17 protein-coding genes are annotated in these 18,241 nt (G+C 38.3%); 10 read left to right on the forward strand and 7 right to left on the reverse strand.

Annotated features, from left to right (window positions below):
• Positions 1-101: 101 nt before the first annotated feature.
• Positions 102-803 (reverse strand): hypothetical protein, encoded by a 702-nt coding sequence (locus tag C1N55_RS06705; protein ID WP_137728109.1) that lies wholly within the window; start codon positions 801-803, stop codon positions 102-104.
• Between the two features lie 349 nt (positions 804-1,152).
• On the opposite strand from C1N55_RS06705, the gene C1N55_RS20465 reads away from it, so the two are divergent.
• Complete coding sequence (locus C1N55_RS20465) at positions 1,153-1,302, forward strand: YwzD family small protein (protein WP_168193808.1); 150 nt, start codon at positions 1,153-1,155, stop codon at positions 1,300-1,302.
• Between the two features lie 428 nt (positions 1,303-1,730).
• Here C1N55_RS20465 and C1N55_RS06710 read toward each other — a convergent pair whose 3' ends face one another.
• Both C1N55_RS06710 and C1N55_RS06715 read right to left on the reverse strand, forming a co-directional pair.
• Positions 1,731-2,078, reverse strand: coding sequence for a hypothetical protein (locus C1N55_RS06710; protein ID WP_137728110.1), 348 nt, complete (start codon positions 2,076-2,078; stop codon positions 1,731-1,733).
• A 64-nt stretch (positions 2,079-2,142) separates the two neighbouring features.
• Positions 2,143-2,655, reverse strand: coding sequence for an RNA polymerase sigma factor (locus C1N55_RS06715; protein ID WP_137728111.1), 513 nt, complete (start codon positions 2,653-2,655; stop codon positions 2,143-2,145).
• A 329-nt stretch (positions 2,656-2,984) separates the two neighbouring features.
• Here C1N55_RS06715 and C1N55_RS06720 point away from each other — a divergent pair, with 329 nt between their 5' ends.
• The gene (locus tag C1N55_RS06720; protein ID WP_137728112.1) at positions 2,985-3,479 is read left to right on the forward strand and encodes a competence protein ComK; all 495 of its coding nucleotides are present in this window, start codon (positions 2,985-2,987) and stop codon (positions 3,477-3,479) included.
• Between the two features lie 223 nt (positions 3,480-3,702).
• Here C1N55_RS06720 and C1N55_RS06725 read toward each other — a convergent pair whose 3' ends face one another.
• Positions 3,703-6,114: a putative bifunctional diguanylate cyclase/phosphodiesterase gene (locus C1N55_RS06725; protein ID WP_137728113.1), complete on the reverse strand. Its 2,412-nt coding sequence runs from the start codon at positions 6,112-6,114 to the stop codon at positions 3,703-3,705.
• A 349-nt stretch (positions 6,115-6,463) separates the two neighbouring features.
• On the opposite strand from C1N55_RS06725, the gene eis reads away from it, so the two are divergent.
• The 4 genes from eis (at position 6,464) to C1N55_RS06745 (ending at position 12,473) form a co-directional block, all read left to right on the forward strand.
• Entirely contained in the window at positions 6,464-7,690 is a 1,227-nt protein-coding gene (eis, locus tag C1N55_RS06730) for a GNAT family N-acetyltransferase (protein ID WP_137728114.1), read from the forward strand.
• Between the two features lie 270 nt (positions 7,691-7,960).
• Complete coding sequence (locus tag C1N55_RS06735) at positions 7,961-9,646, forward strand: phospho-sugar mutase (RefSeq protein WP_137728115.1); 1,686 nt, start codon at positions 7,961-7,963, stop codon at positions 9,644-9,646.
• Between the two features lie 603 nt (positions 9,647-10,249).
• Positions 10,250-11,197 carry an LCP family glycopolymer transferase gene (locus tag C1N55_RS06740; protein WP_240758393.1) on the forward strand — a complete coding sequence of 316 codons (948 nt, stop codon included), beginning with the start codon at positions 10,250-10,252 and terminating at the stop codon, positions 11,195-11,197.
• A gap of 454 nt (positions 11,198-11,651) precedes the next feature.
• Positions 11,652-12,473: a lipid II flippase Amj family protein gene (locus C1N55_RS06745; protein WP_205758517.1), complete on the forward strand. Its 822-nt coding sequence runs from the start codon at positions 11,652-11,654 to the stop codon at positions 12,471-12,473.
• Positions 12,474-12,582: 109 nt separating this feature from the next.
• Here C1N55_RS06745 and C1N55_RS20470 read toward each other — a convergent pair whose 3' ends face one another.
• Complete coding sequence (locus tag C1N55_RS20470) at positions 12,583-12,759, reverse strand: hypothetical protein (RefSeq protein ID WP_168193809.1); 177 nt, start codon at positions 12,757-12,759, stop codon at positions 12,583-12,585.
• A 291-nt stretch (positions 12,760-13,050) separates the two neighbouring features.
• Here C1N55_RS20470 and C1N55_RS06750 point away from each other — a divergent pair, with 291 nt between their 5' ends.
• Positions 13,051-13,989, forward strand: coding sequence for a DNA/RNA non-specific endonuclease (locus C1N55_RS06750; protein WP_137728117.1), 939 nt, complete (start codon positions 13,051-13,053; stop codon positions 13,987-13,989).
• A 182-nt stretch (positions 13,990-14,171) separates the two neighbouring features.
• Here the strand turns inward: C1N55_RS06750 and C1N55_RS06755 are convergent, their stop codons facing one another.
• Complete coding sequence (locus C1N55_RS06755; RefSeq protein WP_137728118.1) at positions 14,172-15,458, reverse strand: NCS2 family permease; 1,287 nt, start codon at positions 15,456-15,458, stop codon at positions 14,172-14,174.
• Positions 15,459-15,576: 118 nt separating this feature from the next.
• Between C1N55_RS06755 and C1N55_RS06760 the strand changes: the two genes are divergently transcribed.
• Together C1N55_RS06760 and C1N55_RS06765 are read left to right on the forward strand one after the other, a co-directional pair.
• On the forward strand, positions 15,577-16,455 hold the full coding sequence (locus C1N55_RS06760) for a LysR family transcriptional regulator (protein ID WP_137728119.1): 879 nt from the start codon (positions 15,577-15,579) through the stop codon (positions 16,453-16,455).
• Between the two features lie 100 nt (positions 16,456-16,555).
• Positions 16,556-17,044, forward strand: a complete 489-nt coding sequence (locus tag C1N55_RS06765) for a pyridoxamine 5'-phosphate oxidase family protein (RefSeq protein ID WP_137728120.1) — start codon at positions 16,556-16,558, stop codon at positions 17,042-17,044.
• Between the two features lie 126 nt (positions 17,045-17,170).
• On the opposite strand, the gene C1N55_RS06770 is transcribed toward C1N55_RS06765, so the two are convergent.
• Positions 17,171-17,593 (reverse strand): DUF1801 domain-containing protein, encoded by a 423-nt coding sequence (locus tag C1N55_RS06770; RefSeq protein WP_137728121.1) that lies wholly within the window; start codon positions 17,591-17,593, stop codon positions 17,171-17,173.
• Between the two features lie 270 nt (positions 17,594-17,863).
• On the opposite strand from C1N55_RS06770, the gene C1N55_RS06775 reads away from it, so the two are divergent.
• Positions 17,864-18,238: a DUF2750 domain-containing protein gene (locus C1N55_RS06775; protein WP_137728122.1), complete on the forward strand. Its 375-nt coding sequence runs from the start codon at positions 17,864-17,866 to the stop codon at positions 18,236-18,238.
• The last annotated feature ends 3 nt before the right edge of the window (positions 18,239-18,241 follow it).

Genomic DNA, 18,241 nt, shown 5'->3' on the forward strand with positions numbered 1-18,241 from the left:
TAATATACTCCCCTTTAGGTCGACAGAATAGAAAATAGAAATCTGGCTACTTTGGGGGAGTTTTTATCCTTAGTGGAATGAAAATTCTAATTTTGTTTCCTCTACATGTAGTTTAACTTCCTCCCCCTCATCCCACAAATCAATTCCTTCAAATCCTCATAAAAATCAAGTAACAAAGTAGTTAAATAGAATACAATCACTTCCTCATTTGGATTCAATAATACCGCATCATTCAATACTTGAATGCCCTCAAAGCAATCCGCCATTTCTTGGTTGGTCTCATCTGAATGGAAATGGAAGAGAATTGGATTTTTCAACTTGCTCCCCAATAAGTCAAAGAGCTCGAGTGTTGACGGTGTGTTTCTTGCTAAATAGAGTAGCTTGGCTTTGGAGGCACTTCCTTTTTTCAAGCTATTGTCGTCGAGTAATTCGATTCTCTCCACACGCTGTTGTTGACTTAATAGGAGTTCCTTTGCTACTTTCACGCTTGCTATTCTTAACGCTTCTAGTACCTCTAGCTTATCGGCATCTTTAGTAAGTGTTTCTGTTCGTACCTCGTAATAATCATGATAGAGGGAGAGTTGCTCATAGAGGGGCGTGAATTGGTTCAAAAATTGTTGAACCCAGATTTTGTTCGCTGGACTTTCTTTCATGGTTAGATAGGAATGGTATTCGACTCGGTTGTTTATGTTATAGGCATCTGTCAGCCAATTCATTTGGAGATCGCTATTTTCAAGGATTAGGTTTTCTAATAGGTTTGATAAATCCAGATTCTGATTAAATAATCTATCTTCCATATTCATTGTCATTTCCTCCATTGCTTTTCCCGGTGTTTAAAGGGTGTATTATTGGGAATTTAAAAGATGGGTGTAGCGATTACAGCTATTTTTTTATGTAAATTATTAGAATAGTCACACTTTCATTGTACAGTGGTAGAATCAGGATAATCTACATGAGAAAAAAGAAATAATTGTCAATTTTATAAAATTTGTCAAATTGTGAGGAAAATCATAGACAAATAGAAACTATTACTTTTATAATTGTTATTTTCTAAATATTTACATAAAAAGAGTGGAAATTTTGAGGAATCCCCATATAATAGGTTTATGGACTTATTTACATATAGTGGGATTTAGTTTAGGAGGTATTGTTTTGGATCGACCAGAAATCTTGGAGGAGTTTAAGCAGATATTGGAATTTGCCATCCAGCGAGGCAATGAGGATATGGGGATTACCCTGGAAGAATTCATGCAGGAGATTACGAATCAACTCAGACCATTATTTGAAAAAGCCAATACTTAGGGATTGTCACATCATTGGACAATCCCTTTTTATGTGATCGCTGTTTTAATCCATTAACTCGTCTAACTTGTCATCATCCATTCGGTCCCATTTTGTGTTGTCCGCTAAAAATTTTTAGAACCAGTGCTCCAGTGATACATAAATTCCTTGCTAAGGTAGGGTAAAGCAAAATGGGTTGTTTATTTGTTTATTTGTTTATTTGTTTATTTGTTTATTTGTTTATTTATAGAATCTTTTCTTCTTATTATTTACTATCTTTTAAGCTTTCTAAGAAAAAATAAAAAAGAGAGCTTCTTCTTATTTTCTTCTTTTTAGTAGTCTTCTGAGTACTCTATGGTATTGGTTCCTTCAACTTGATGGATTGTTTACAGCATTTTGATGAAATGGTAGAGGACAGGCATGGTCCACCCATGGGTTCGTTCTGGCATTTACACAACCTGACAAACTGGCGTTTCGAAAAGTTGTTCGATGATTTCATAATTGACGCGATACCATTTCGTGCGGTCGTACTTCATGCGGTTGTACACACCGACAACGATGAGCTGCTGGTCCTCCAGCCTTTTCAATGTCCGTTCGATTGTACTTTTGGACCAGAAAGGAAATTCGATATGCCATTCCTCTACAGTTTTGTACACCCAGATATGACCTTCCCGGACGTTTTTTGAAATTTGGTTCCAGTAGTGAATTTGTTGCAGGATAATGGCTTCATTTAGCCCTACTTTTTTAGCTAGAGTAGGGAGTATAAGCAGTGGGGATTCTTCGATTAAGCGTTTCATTTCATCGTCTCCTTTAGGAGGGAAATGCAAAAGCTGCATTTCCCATTTGATCATTTGGGCAAAACTAAAATTTATCAATGTGATCGTGCTCTTTTAGCTTTTGTCTCAGCTTTTTAAAAATTCGATCGCGTCGTTTTTTCAGTGCCGCGACGGAGGCATTGTATTTGTCCGTGAGTTCCTCATACTTGTATTGGTCAAAGTAGAGATCCTTCAGTAACTGGAACTCGTCTGCCGATAGATGCTCTACTAAGGGTTCTAGTAACGATGACTCCTCCAGAGGTGACATTTTAAAATCGGCAGTCTGGGCAAGGGTTGTCAGTTTGTCTTTTTCGAAAGGAATTTGACTTTCGCTGTACTGGTTGTCCTTCCGCATGGAGGTATAGACGGTCGTGAGCATCATTTGATAGGCATAGGGTGAAAAGCTACCTCTTGACTCGTCAAAGTTGCGCCATGCTTTCCAGAGTGCAATCCGTGCTGCTTGGCGGAAGAATTCATGGTTTTTGTAAATGTGTGCTTTTCTTAAAATGCTCGAAATCATGGGTTCATACTGTTTAAGAACTTCCTCAAAACGTTCCATTTCCTTTACACCTTGTGACCTGTGCACAGATCGAGTATTCCCGGGTAGCTATAGAGTAGAAGATTGCCAGAATGGAATCGAATGTGGAATTTTGCTCAAAACTGTAAAAATGAAAGGAATTTTCTTAGACTAACAATTAAATAAATATGGAATATTATTCAAATTTCACTATATTTTCACAATTTTCTTTCGAATGGTCTTTTAAACTACTTTTTAATATTTTAGAATAGTGCTAGAACTTCTGTTAGGAGTATAGTAGTGGTCAAAACGAATTAGGTGTGTTTTAGTTTGGAGAAGTTCAAAAGATTGAGGAAAGAGGAGAGTTACCCATGAGCAAATTTGAAGAAACGATTTTTAAAAAACATTGTATTTTAGCCATTGCCCCTTGCTATCACGAAACGTTTGCATCTGTGATCTATACACCTCAAGAAAAGTTTTACTCCATCCGTACGGCCAATAAAAATATGGATACCTTTTGTGAACTCAATGGTTCCAGTTTGGCCGGACGAAAGCATTCTTCAAGAAAACGCTATAAGGATGTCAAAAATCCTTCGGTTGTGATCTCTGAACTGAATGGTATTGCCGCCTTTCAACTCCCAAGTAATACTCATCTGGATGTCATCTGGATTACGGATGTTGTGCATTCCATGCTTGAACGCCTTCCCAATAACCAAACGGAAATCATCCTAAGTAATCAGGAAAAGCTGTATAGCCCCTTAGCGTCCAACTTATCGGAAAAGCGAAAAGAAAAAGCGTTGCGTTTACTTCATGAAACCGCCTTCACTTACATCAATAGTAAATTTTTCACCAACATAGCGAAATAAGCTTCACATCACAATTCATAGGCAATTACATACTTCGAAGACACCCAAGTCAGGATCGTATTGTGAAAATTTAAGGACTGAGGGGTTGTTGGATCGATTAAACGGCAATCCCTTTTATTTAGATAGCGTTTTGTTTGCTAAATAAGTAGGTTTTACAGGGTAAGAAAACAAAAAAAGGGGCTTGTCACCTAATCATGACAAACCCAAGAGTTCCACTTGCTATTTAGTTTGTTCCTTGCCAATACGCAATCAGCTTTTCCTCTGGTAATGGCATGCTGTAATAGTAGCCTTGAATTTCGTCGCATCCCCATTCTTTCAGGACATTCAATTGTTCTTCCGTTTCAACGCCTTCAGCTGTTACGAGGATGTCCAAGTTTTTGGCAACGGATAGTAACGATTGGACGATGGCGCCATTGTTTCGATTGTCCGGTAATTCTTTGATAAAGGAACGGTCTATTTTAATGCGATTCATATTGAAATGGGAAAGGTAGGTTAGGGAAGTGTACCCTGTTCCAAAGTCATCCATCGAGATTTGCAGTCCTTTTTCCTTCAGAATATTGATTTTTTTATTGGTTAGTTCTGTGTTCTCGATTGCTAGATTTTCGGTAATTTCCAAGTCAATCAGTTGTGCTGGTATTTTGTACTTTTGTAATTGCTCCAATAAGAAAGGGACAAAATCCTCATCAAAGAAATGAGTCGGCGAAATATTAATGGATAGATGGAAATTTACGTCGTGCTCTTTTAACCAATTTGAGAATGTTTTGAAGGCATTTTGGATAATCCAATTACTCAGCGGGACAATGAGCCCGTTTTCCTCAGCTAACGGAATAAATTCACCTGGGTTGATAAAACCTCGCTCAGGATGATTCCACCTGATTAAAGTTTCTACACCAACCATGCTTTGGTGAACCGTACTATGCTTGGGTTGGAAGTATAACAATAATTGCTCCTGTTCAAAAGCCACCTTCAGCTCCTGCAGCAGCGTGATTTGATTTAGCTTTTGCACGCCAAAACGAGAAGAGTATTGTACTGCATTGTTTCTTCCAGATTTCTTGGCCTCATACATGGCCATATCGGCATGTTTGAGAAGGGTGTTTAGATTTTCTCCATCCTCTGGATAAAAAGAAACGCCGATGCTTAAAGTAATCTCTTTCGAAGATTGTTGAATTTGAAAGGGCTCTTTCATAGCCGCTTGAATCGCTTGTATACGTTCTAGAACCTCTACTCGTTTATAGGGAGCCGTTAGACAGATTAAAAATTCGTCTCCGCCCATTCTGGAGATCAATTCCTCCCTTCCTAACGTCTTTGTTAATCTTTCAGCTACTTGTTTCAGCAGTACATCCCCAGCGTCATGCCCAAGATGATCATTGATATCCTTGAACATGTCGAGATCGATCAGGATTGTTGCTGTCAGTGTTGAAGCATGAATATGATTTTCTAGTTCCCGATAGATGCCTCTTCGATTTAATAAGCCAGTTAATTCATCGTGATAAGCTAGAAATTTCACTCGTTCTTGTATTTCAATTTGTTTGGTTATATCCTGAGCGATCAGATAGGCACCCGTTATTTCATTATTAATCTTAATTGGTAAGGCAGTGACCTTAAGCTTTACGATTTCGGCACTTTTCGTTCTCATGATGGTTTCAAAATTGGTATTGTCCCCTTTTGCCAGTTCCTCTAAAATCGTCGTGATTTTCGTCTTTTCCTGTTCTAGTACGAGATCTGTTAAGGTCAAATGTTGAAGCTCCTCAAGGGTGAAACCAATCATGGGTCGAACGGATGCATTCACTGCGGTAAAATTCCAATGTAAATCTAAAGTGAACACGGCGTTCGGATTATTTTCAAAAAGTGAACGATAGCGCTGCTCGTTAAGTGATAAAACTTGGTTTTTAACTTCCAACTGGTCTTGCTGATGGAGAAGCTGATTTTCGATATAATGAATGGTCGAAACCAACAAAACGACCATACTAACGATTGCGACGATGGCCATATAAAAGTTGAGCTGTAGAAATAAACTCTTGATGAAAATAAAAATACTCGAATTCAGACAAAGACTAAACATCAAAAAAAGGAAGGACAATTGTAATTGAGATAGCTTTCTTTGGAAAATGATTTTATCCATAAATAGGTGTTCGTAGATTCTTGCCAAAGTATAGATTGAAGCTGATAACAGTACAAGTGGTACAATGGACTGTTCTTTGACTAAAGTGACAGGAATATTGAATGATTGAATAACAAAATAAGTAAAACCTAATACGAAAAAAGCAGCAGTCACACTTAGTGAGTGAAAAGCAATCTTATCTTTTTGTAGACCGGATGTTTTCCTTTTCGGCATAACCGGGTTTTCTTCAATCATATTGATGATGACAAAGAATAAGAAGAAAAATAGGATGCTCACAAAGCTGATTTTACACAAATGGAGTAAAGAACTGACTTCAAAAACGATGGTTTGGGTAGTTAACAGACATAAATAAGGCGTTAGGGTAATGAGAATACCGCATATGAATGCTGAGAAAATGGCCAGTCTAGGTCCTCTGAAATTTTGTTTTCGACTTGCATTGGTAATGAAAAGAATGAGTAATAAAGAAACGAAACAAATACTAATGCTTAATAAAAAAAAGGAGAAAGCCTCCATTAGTTACCTCCGTTAGATTCGATATAAATACTAGAAAGACTAATTATTAGCTTGGATTATAACAATATCGTGAAATTTTCAAAAGTGGTTTTACTATTCGCGGAACATTTCATGTAATCTGACTATTCTTTATTCCTATAATCATGTTATACCCTCTTTAGCAAAATCTAATTGCATCTAGATTCATATTTGTCTATCCTTCAGTAAAGTATTCCCTGTTGAATGTGGCTCTTTTCAAGGTAGCTGAGCAATCGCCCCTCCAAACATTTTCGACTTCCCGTTTGCATAAAAATAGGAGAGATGAGAAAAATAAGGAAAAATCATAAATCCAAACAATTAGGTGATGAAGATGAATCCAAGAAAAGGGCTAGTGATGCGGGAAATTCGGATGGATGAGATGGCCAAATCGATTGATCTGCTGAATTATGTGTTTCAAATGTCCATGTCCATCAAGAAGGACCGTACGTTTGTTAGTGAGAAAAGCAGGCAGTTTAATGTGGGGCATGCTCTTGGCTGGTTTGATGGAGACCACCTCGTTTCCCAAATCTTAAGCCTCCCATTCCAGGTGAACGTCTACGGCGTCCCTTATGAGATGGGGGGAATCACAGCCATCGGGACCTACCCTGAATATTCCAAGCAAGGGCTGATGGATAAACTCATCAAAGAGACGCTGACGGTCATGCGAAGCGAAAAGCGGTATATCTCGTATCTGTTTCCATTTTCGATACCGTATTATCGGAAAAAGGGCTGGGAAATCATGTCTGATATTGTGGAATTCCAAGTGAAGGATACGCAGTTCCCCAATTATATGGAACTCCCTGGCCAAATTCGCCGTGTGGATACAAGGGCTTCGGACGTGGTCAGTATTTACGAACAATATGCCTCTCGAACCCATGGTGCTATGATCCGCAATACCATTGCATGGAATGAAAAGTTTCACGAGGATTACTGGGAAGAAAAATTCGTGGATACGGATGTCCAGCTTCAGGCTGCCGTTTATTACAACGAGGACGATGAACCTCAAGGGTATATCTATTACCGGATCATGGAGGAAAATTTCTATATCGATGAAATCGTTTACCTTCAGGAAGAGGCGAGAAAGGGGCTCTGGAATTTCGTTTCTGCCCACAAATCGATGGTCTATAATGCTTACGGGAAAACCGCTGGCAATGAACCAGTGGCTTTCTTACTGGAGGACAGCGAAATTATTCAAAAGGTCTCTCCCTACTTCATGGCGAGAATTGTGGACGTGGAGAAATTTCTTGAAACGTATCCATTCGATGAGCCCAATTTCCACATTCGCTTTACCGTAACCGATCGACTTGTAGAATGGAACAACGGCACCTATGACATCAAATCCGAGGATTGGAAACTCAAAATTACAAAGTTGGAGCAAAACGATCGGGAAGATCTAACGGTTCAAATGTCGATACAGACTTTGACCACCATGCTTTTAGGATACAAACGTCCCAAGTACCTTGAGAAGATCGAACGAGTCAAGGGAGCAGGGGATACTGTGGCGGTGCTGGAGGATATCCTGCCTGTGGGGATTCCGACATTTATTGATTACTTCTAGTTGTGGGAAACGTAGTCCAAATTGAGTGGGACTACGTTTTTATTATGAAATGAAATGTTTGAATTTTATGTTGTGCGTTAGAGCGGTAGATTGTAAAAATAACAGATTCTAGAAATTGTTTACGTCTTTAGGCGCAAATATTGGCATTTATAGGATATAATTGAATCATTAGAGTAACCTTAGTAAAATCAAAGAGAAAATTCTACTAAATAAAAAAGACGACTAGTTTTACATAGGACTAAAACGGTTTGAGAGGAAAGTGTTTTTGAGATGCAATTATATTCACATTGGAAAAAACAGCAGTTGCCTGACGATTTACTGAACGAACTGCACTCTATTTCAGAGGATGCGAAGTTAATAGAAGACCGCTTCTATCAGTACGTTTCCTTTGGTACTGGCGGAATGCGTGGTTTACTTGGTGCCGGGACCAACCGTATTAATATTTATACGATTCGTCGCGTATCAGAAGGACTTGCGCGTTTTATCGAATCGAATGGGGAAGAGGCGAAGAAACGTGGTGTAGTGATTGCTTATGATACACGTCATTTTTCGCAGGAGTTTGCTGTTGAGACAGCTAGAGTACTCGGGGTACATGGAATCACTTCTTATGTCTATAGGGAGTCACGACCAACACCGCAGCTTTCGTTTTCGGTTCGTGAACTCAATGCCTATGCTGGTGTGGTGATCACGGCAAGTCACAATCCAAAACAATACAATGGCTTTAAGGTGTATGGAGAGGATGGGGCGCAGCTTGTTCCATCTGCGGCAAAAGCGATTGTCGATTATATGGAAGAGATTGAGGATCTTTTTGAAATTGAAACACTGGATGGTCAGGAATTAGAGTCTGAAGGGCTACTGCAGTGGATTCTGGAAGAGTTGGATGCTCGCTACTTACAGCATTTACTTACTTTAAAAGAGAATGCTGAGATTGATTTAGCTATGCGGATTGTTTATAGTCCACTTCATGGCTCGGGCTTAGTTCCTGTTCGTGAAGGGCTGCAACAATTCGGTTTTAACAATGTTCATCTTGTGGAGGAACAGGCTGTTCAAGACGGAGAATTCCCAACCGTTTCTTATCCAAACCCGGAGGAGCCAGCTGCCTTTAAACTCGCGATGGAACTTGGGGAGCAAGTAGGAGCAGATTTACTATTGGCTACGGACCCGGATGCCGACCGTTTAGGCGTTGCCGTTCGAGAAGGTGAAGGCTATGAACTGTTAACGGGGAATCAATTGGGCGCCTTACTATTACACTATATTCTGCAAACGAAGTTGAACAATGGCACAATGCCAACCAATGGAGCGATGATTAAAACCATCGTTACTTCAGAACTTGGAGCGAAAATCGCTACTCACTATACTATTGAGACAATCAACACCCTTACTGGCTTCAAATATATTGCTGAAAAGATAGAAGAGTATGAACAAACAGGGGAATACGCGTATTTATTCGGCTATGAAGAGAGCTACGGCTATTTGATCAAGACCTTTGCCCGTGATAAGGATGCGGTCCAAGTTGCTTTAAAAGTAGCTGAAATGGCGGCCTTTTATGCGAAGAAAGGGAAAAGTTTATTAGCTGTCTTAAATGAGTTGTTCAAAGAGTATGGGTACCATCAAGAAGCCCTGGTCTCCCAAGTTTTCGAGGGCAAAGATGGCCAGGAAAAAATGCAGGCCATTCTAAGCCATTACCGTGAAAACAGTCCAACAAGCATTGCTGGACTACCGGTCGTTCGTATAGAGGATTATTTAACGAGCAAGGCGTTCTTAGCTGATGGTTCAACAAAAGAAATCCAACTACCGAAAGAAAATGTCTTAAAGTTTGTCTTAGAAAATAACTCTTGGATCGCCATTCGCCCTTCTGGTACGGAACCGAAATGCAAATACTACTTTGGGGTTGTTGCTGATTCCAATGAAGCGGCAGAGCTTCTATTGGCAGATTTGAAAAGTGCATTCTTATAAATACCGAGGAACTATCAAATTGGAAGCTTTAAGAGTGTAGACATAGTCGAATAACGACTTTGTCTACGCGTTTTTAATTTAAACTTTTTTTAAAAGTTTACCCAGACTGTATTAAAACGCTTGTCAGACAAGGCGGGAAGTCGAGTGAAGACCCGAATAGAACATAAAGTTCATGAGGGGACGAATGAGGCAAACAACACAGTATGCGAGCGTTTGTCTACAGTCTGGAACCTTCCTTGTGGGAAGGTTTTTTAGTTACTTACGAATAATTTCAAACGCAGCCGATTACAATGATTGTAAAAAGGATGGATGACATGGAAGGAAAGTTTGCCAAAGGGGTGTCCATTGCCGTTCTGCTTTCAATTCCATTGTGGTTATCGATTTTTGGTTGGGTTCGTATCTTGATGTCTGCCCTCTTTCGAAAATACTAAAGCATCCTAAAAGCTGAAAGTGAATTGCTTCTTAACTCCATCAACATTTGTTGGTGGGGTTTTTATTTTTTATTGACTAAAGTAGTAATAGAAGCCTCTCTTCAAAACATACAAATTGGTAGTATCTATTCAATAATGACCCTGCAATTTGATGCGAAAAGAGGTGAAAGGATTGGATGTAGAGTCGGAAAAAACGGAAAAGAAGAAGCTGTCCAACAAAAGTAAAATTTTTATAGGGATAGGAATAGGTCTACTAACTTTACTCATCGCCATCGTTGGCATTTTAGCAAAGGTTTACGCGGATACAAAGGATACGGTCGAAAAGGTGTATGAAGAAATCGAACAATCCGAGCTTCGCGTGGAAGTGGTAAAAGTGGAAGAAAAAGAACCGATTTCTGTGTTGATCCTCGGGGTTGATGAGCGAGCGGATGATGTCGGTCGATCGGATACCATGATTGTGTTAACCATCAATCCGAACACCAATAATACGAAAATGCTAAGTATACCAAGGGATACACGAACAGAAATTGTAGGCTATAACACAACCGATAAAATCAATCATGCGTATGCATTTGGCGGGATTGAAATGTCCCGGAAGACGGTGGAAAATCTATTGGCCATCCCAATTGACTATGTGGTGCAGGTCAATATGGACAGTTTTAAAAATATTGTGGACATCATTGGCGGCATCAAGATTGAGAATGAGTTGGAATTCACCAATAATGGCTATCATTTTCCTCTAGGTGAAATTTCACTCAATGGGGAAGAAGCTTTGGTTTATGTACGGATGCGATATGATGATCCAGATGGGGACTTTGGACGGCAAAATCGCCAGAAAAAAGTCATCCAAAGTATTGTCAAATCAGCCGTTAGTGTGGAAGTAGCGTTGAACTATCATGCGATTTTTGACACCCTCGGAAAAAATGTCAAAATGAATGTATCTTTCGATGAATTAACGACAATCCAAAAAGGCTATCAAGATAGCGTGAAAAATATCGAGCAGCTGTATATGAATAGCGGGCAGGATCAAATGATTGATGACATCTACTACTACCTTCCAGACGAAGAGGAAATGGAAAATTTAAGAGCTACTTTGAAAGCACATTTAGGGATGGAGTAAAGAAGAGCCTGAAAAGTTGAGACGAATAGATATAAATGTACAAGAGTTTCTGTTTTGATTACGATTTCAAAGTAGAATAGAAGGGTTTCAAGAAAACTATCAGCAAATTTAGCAACGGGAATCATTACTGTTGCTTTTTTCTTTTTTATGGGGCTTTAATTAAAGGTTTCGCAAAGGAACAATCATACCGTATTTACGACCTTGAGACTATTAGAAAATATTATAATACTGCCAAGGGATATAAATAGTGGAAGCCACAAAATACTACCCTGCTAACGCAAATCTTTACACTTAAACTAATAGACTCATTAGTTCAATATACATAAAGTAAGTCCAAGGATCTAAGGGTGATTATGTAAAAATTGGAAACATTTTTAATTATTCGTCGTTTATAAAAATTGTAGAGATAGACAAGAGATAGGGAGCTTTTCTACTAATAAAAGTGGAGTAGGTAATGACTTTGGAATTTTTCACAATACAGTTAGTACTGATTGCATTATGCATCTTAATCATTCATTCAATCGAAACTTTAGCATACGCGGTTCGTTTATCAGGGGCAAGAGTTAAACTATTAGCATCAGCACTTTCCTTATTTAACTTGATGGTAATGGTTTCAAGGCTAGCAAACATGATGCAACAACCTTTTACAGGGAGTTTGGTTGATAAAGCACCAAAAGAGAATGCTTTCGAATTTGTGGAGAGCCAATATCGAATCTTAATTGGTTCTGCAACATTAGGCACAATCATCGGTTTACTTTTGTTGCCGACTTTTTTTGCAGTTTTTTCGAGGACAATCATTCATTTAGCAGACGAGCGAGGTTCGATTCCAGAGTTAGTGAAAAAAGGTTTTACAGTACCTTATTTAAGACGGGTAAAAAAACATATCCATCTACCTAGATATGCTTACCTAAAAGATATGAGTTGGCGAGATATACCGATCAAATTATTCTGCGTTCACATGTTAATAACGGCAATTTATACAATAGGTGTTCTTTCTGCACTATATGCTGCATTGATAGCACCTGAACGAGCAACAACTGCTATTATGGCATCGGGATTAATTAATGGTATAGCTACAATCTTATTATTTGTCTTTATCGACCCTAAAATTTCAATCTTAACGGATGATGTCATCAGTCGAAAGGGTAGCTATCTTACGCTAAAAAGTGTCTCTATTATGATGGTGGCATCAAGATTATTAGGAACACTTTTAGCACAGGTATTATTCATTCCGGGTGCAGAATATATTGCTTGGTTTACGCAGTTTATAGTGTAGAGAAAGAAGAGTAAATCACTTCTTGATTATTTTAGTAATTCCACGATCTATCCATGAATAAGGAGGTGTCTTTCTTCATGGATAGGGTCATTTGTGAAGTGAAATCATCTTATTTAGTGGTTAATTTTTTCATTATTTCTTCATAAGTCTCTAAAGTTTTGTATTTGTTAATCGAGAAACCATTAGCTACTGTGATAAGATTTCCTCTTACCTCTATCACCAACAAGGTGTTAATCAATATTTTTTCTTTTGACTTACTATCCGTTACTTCGATGAACGAATTCAACTAAATCTCCTCCTTATTTATTGAATAATAAGAGTCTTTAATGTCGTAGGACTTTCCATTCTCCTATGTTTATTATACTAAATATTCTTGAAATTTATTAAAAAGAACTATCTATACGAGAATTGTGTCTTCTTTTTTTAGTGATCATCATGAACTCTTCGAACAAATTATCTACTGTAAAACTGTTAATCTTGAAATATACTATTATCATTAGGTTAATAGTGTTAATCTATGTTTAATAACAAGATTTTTAGAATGAACAGTATGAGATGATTATAGGAGAGTCCTAAAATGAAAAAGAAAATGAACTATTTAATCTTATTTTTAACAACCATCTGGATGGTTGGATGTACCAGCGTAGAAGAGGCATCCGTAACAGATGTAGAAATAGATTCACAAGAAGTATCTACAGTTGAAACAAATAAAAATAGCGATAAAGAAGAAACTATCCCTTCGGTTGTTGATGAACCAGTAGTAGTAGAAACACCGCCCCAACCAACTAATGACCTGTTTGCAGGTTACAAACTCATGGAAGTGGATGGGGGTGATTTGTCTGGATATCGTGAACCTAACGTCGTCGTTGACATAGGTTATGGGGACCGAGAATATTGGGCCTTTACGAATGAATACGGGCAACTGGTACGTGTCATTGCTGACGAAATCATACTTCAAGATGACCGTAACGAACCTGTATTATCGTCAGGCAGATACTATCCTGATGAGGCAAAGGTTCCTGGCGTCGAAAGTGACGTTTTAGATGAAGGACATATCATTGCTGATTCACTAGGAGGGGTATCGAATGCTTATAATATTACCCCACAAGATAGTACGCTCAACCGACATGGTGATCAAGCGTATTTGGAAGACGCAATCCGTAAGGCTGGTGGAGCTTCGAATTTTGAAGCCATTATCACTTATCCGAATACGAAAACGCAGATTCCTTCAAGTTATCAGTATACCTATACTTTAATGGGTAACGAGATCGTTGATACATTTGACAATGTGAACCCTGATGAAGTTAACGCATCACTCGGTTTAACAGACAATGAGCCTTCCGATTCAACTAGTTCTAACGCAAACGGTGATATTTCTAGTGTTGATACAAACGGGAATGGACAGGTGACGATTAAAGAAGCAAAAGCAGCAGGATATAGCATGCCAATAACGAGTGATCACTGGTTATATCCCTATATGCGAGATAATGATCATGACGGTATGGTAGGTGAGTAAGCCACAAGAACTTTGAGGCAAAATAAGAACGAAAGCACATCTTTTAGCTCACCACTTAGCAAAAAAATCGATTTTCGCAATTCTGGCGAAAATCGATTTTTATTAATTTCGAAAATAAAATGATGCCCTTCTAATGTTAACTTTGTTGAGGAACGTAATTTTTATTCAACACCACATCTCACTTAAAAGACGTATTGAATAACCATATTGCTCACAAACAAAATCGCAATCATATAGAGTGCAGGGTGGATTTCCTTGCCTCTCCCCATTAAGAGCTTGATGAGTGGATAGAGAATAAAGCCGACTGCCATTCCATCAGCAATACTATAAGTTAATGGAATTAAGACAATAATTAAAAGTGCTGGAAAGCTCTCTGTTAAGTCTTCCATAGAAAGATGAACAATATTTTGCAACATAAGAAGCCCTATTAAGATTAGAATTGGCGAAACTGCACTAGCCGGAATTATTTTAATCACCGGTATAAACAGGATAGAAAGCAGAAACAACAATCCTGTAACGATGCTCGTAAGGCCAGTTCTTCCTCCGGCTGTAATTCCTGCAGCTGCTTCCACGGATGCTACACTGGGACTCGTCCCAAAAATTCCTGATGATAGAACTGAAACAGAAGTAGCCTGGAGAGATTTCTTGCTGCTTTCAGGGCGGTTCAGCAAATTGCTTTGCCCATGGATCAATCCGATATTTTCAAATACTATCACCATGGCAAAAGAAAGGGATGTTAGCCAGAAAATAATATTACCGGCTTGTCCCCAAGATAATTGACCAAACACCTCAAGGTATTCATGAAAAGCGGGCATTGAAAAGGCCCCGGCCTCAAAAGTAGCCCCTCCTATCCAAATGGATAGAAAAGACGTAATGATGATGCTTAATAATAGGTTACCTGGTACATTTTTTATGAATAATAGAATTGTTATAATTAACCCAATGAAAGTTACGATGACTGTCGGACTACTTAAATCCCCAATCGCCAGTAGCGTGTGATCAGAACTTGTAATAATGCCGGCATTTTCAAAACCAATTAGGATCAACAAAATCCCGATTCCAATGGTAATGGCTTCTTTCAAGGAATTTGGAATTGCGGAAGTAATCACTCTTGCCAATGGTGTAAAGGCAATAACAACAAAAATCAGACCAGAAACGAAAACCATTGCCAACGCTTCCTGCCATGTAAAGCCCCCGGATTGAACAATGGTATAGGTAAACATCGCATTAAGACCCATTCCAGGAATAATGATGAGCGGGGTATTGCCCCAGATCCCCATGACAAGACAGCCAAAAAAACTGGTTAAGATCGTTGCAAGGATCCCTGCTTCCATCGGGATTCCTGTCACAGATAAAATCGTCGCATTAACTATAATGATATAGGCCACTGTAATGTATGAAATAAAACCTGCAGAAATTTCTTTTCCAATCGTTGTCTCATACTGATTAAATTTAAAAAACCGCTCCATAGTAATCACCCTTCTGAATATCAATAAACATGCAAGTTATCATAACATGGACTGTATCATACGAAAAATATATAATTTATATAGAAACTATATATTTTTTAAATAGAAGGAGTAATCAATGGACATTAAACAGTTGCGTTATTTTATAGCCATAGCTGAGGAGAAGAATATAACGGCTGCGGCTAATCGACTACATATGTCCCAGCCCCCTCTTAGCATTCAGTTGAAACAATTGGAAGACGAGCTGGGAGTGAAATTAGTTGAACGAAGTGGTAAGCGAATTGAATTAACCGATAAGGGTAATGTCCTCTATCATCGAGCGCTTAATCTCGTGGGCAGTATCGAAGAAATCAAAAATGAAATACAGGAAACAGAAGAGGGCAACAAAGGGGTACTTTCTGTCGGAATTAATACATTACCGGTGTCAGGGTTTGCGGAAATGCTCAAATCCTTTCATAGAAGCTATCCACTTGTGACTTTAAAAGTTGTTCAAAATGACTCCGTTTATTTAGCGGAATTGGTTAAATCCAGGACAATTGAAATGGCATTTATTCGTCTTCCACTAGAACATCGTGGATTAACCTATCATCATCTCGTTCAAGAACCCCTGGTGTTTTTGAGCAATAAGGAATCACCCAATATTTCGTTAAAAGACATTTCCCATATGCCGTTTATTATTCCAAGTTTTGAGGGATTAGGACTCTATAATACGATTCTCAATGCATTTTCAAGCCAACAGGTTCAACTAAATAGCGTGATGGAGTGTTCGGATATGAATGTCATATTGGAGATGGTGAAAGCCGGAATAGGGGCAACCATCGTGCCAAAGTCGATCGTGAATGTCTATGGAGCGAAGAATCTTTATTCCACACCAATCATCAACGCCGACTTGACCTCATCTTTAGGCGTCATCTGGCTTGAAGACCATTTTGTCTCTAGACCTGCGAAAAATTTTATGGAGCTGGTGAAGGAATACTATAGAAGTCTCTCCCTTTAGCAGGGACCGGTTTTTCTATAACCTCTGATTTAGTAACACCCTATACCAGTTTAAAAGTTGAAATAGAGGGTAATCTATAACCATGAAAGAGGTGATCGAGATGTCTGATATTATAAAACAAGAAGACATTGAAACATTACGTGAGCTGATCAAAGATATAGACATGGCTATGTTGACTACGGCTACTGAGGAAGGGCTAGTTTCTCGTCCCATGAAAACACAAGAAGTCGAATTTGATGGCGACTTATGGTTTTTCACTAAAAAAGATACGAATAAATATCATGAAATATTACAAAATCAAGATGTGAATGTAGCATATGTAGGTAAATCCTATGTTTCCGTACGTGGAAGAGCAGAAATCGTTGAAGGTTTGGACAAGAAAAAGGAATTGTGGAGCACTGTATATGAGAAAATCATGCAAACCTCTTATGACGATCCGAATTTAATCTTGTTAAAGGTAAACGTGGAAGCAGCCGAATATTGGGAGTCCGGAAATTTTATAAAAAAAATAGCCTTTTACTATAAACGCATGACAGGGCAAAGCTCTAAATCGACAGACATTAATGAAACACTTGAACTGAATAATTAACAACAAAAATGGATTGTCTGGGTAGAGGACAATCCATTTTGCAATGCTGAGTTATGTGAATGCATTTGTTGCTTTGCTAACTGGAATTACAGTTATTAATAGTCATGCCGACAGGGTTTTAGAACATTATTCATTGGGATAAAGATTCTGATATGTTTCGACTGTATGCTTAATTAATTCCTTTAAAACATTGGTATCGATATCAGCTAATTTATTAATATAAATACAAGCCTTGCTCTTCGTGTATTTACCAAAACCTTCTAATAATTTATCCCTTTCCTCACTTTCATAGACCAAGTATAGACTGATTTTAGCTTTTCTCGGTGAAAACCCCACTAAAGGCGCATCGCCTTCACGTCCTGAGGCATACTTATAATGATAGCTACCAAAACCTATAATACTCGGGCCCCACATTTTTGCGTCGTACCCCGTTACCTCTTCAAAAATTTCTAATAACTGATAGGCATCTGCCTTTTTCTTGTCATTTTCCACACTTTCAATAAATTCCACTACACTATTGCCGGTTTCTTTCATCTTCGGTTCAGACATACCTACGCACTCCAATCTCTGAATACTTGTTTACAATATTGTCATTATTATACCATTTTAGAATACAAATCCAATTTTCTAGACAAATGAATAATCTTTACTTCAACCCTTGATAAGATATTTACTTGTCAAGGACTTTATAGACGTGGTTATAAGCAAGAAAAAGGTTATTGATATGAATAGAATGACCGTCAAACTATAAGTAGTCATAGAACTCAGCATAAACATGATCTCTATAGCAAAAGGGAAAAAATAGAGGAGGTAAAGTGATTGAATAACACAGAGATCGAAGCAGTTCATAATCTTTCTGCATCAAAAAGGTATGAATACTTTATAAAGAAAGTAGCTGACTTCGGGGAAGTGTGGAGATTGTACGATGATGGGTGGGCAATCTCAGAAGAGGTTAATGGAAATCCTCTAATGCCTTTTTGGCCAAAAAAAGAATTTGCCAATTTATGTGCAGTTGATGAATGGAAGAATTATAAGGCCGAACAGATAGAACTTGAGGATTTTATGCAGAAATGGTTACCTGGTCTGAAGTCAGAGGGTATCCAACCTTCAATATTCTGGAATAATGTGGACTCTGCAGTGTTAGATATTGATACATTGATCTTAGATTTAGAAGATGAGATAAAAAAATATTAATTT

This window comes from Lysinibacillus sp. SGAir0095 (assembly GCF_005491425.1).
Taxonomy (GTDB): domain Bacteria; phylum Bacillota; class Bacilli; order Bacillales_A; family Planococcaceae; genus Ureibacillus.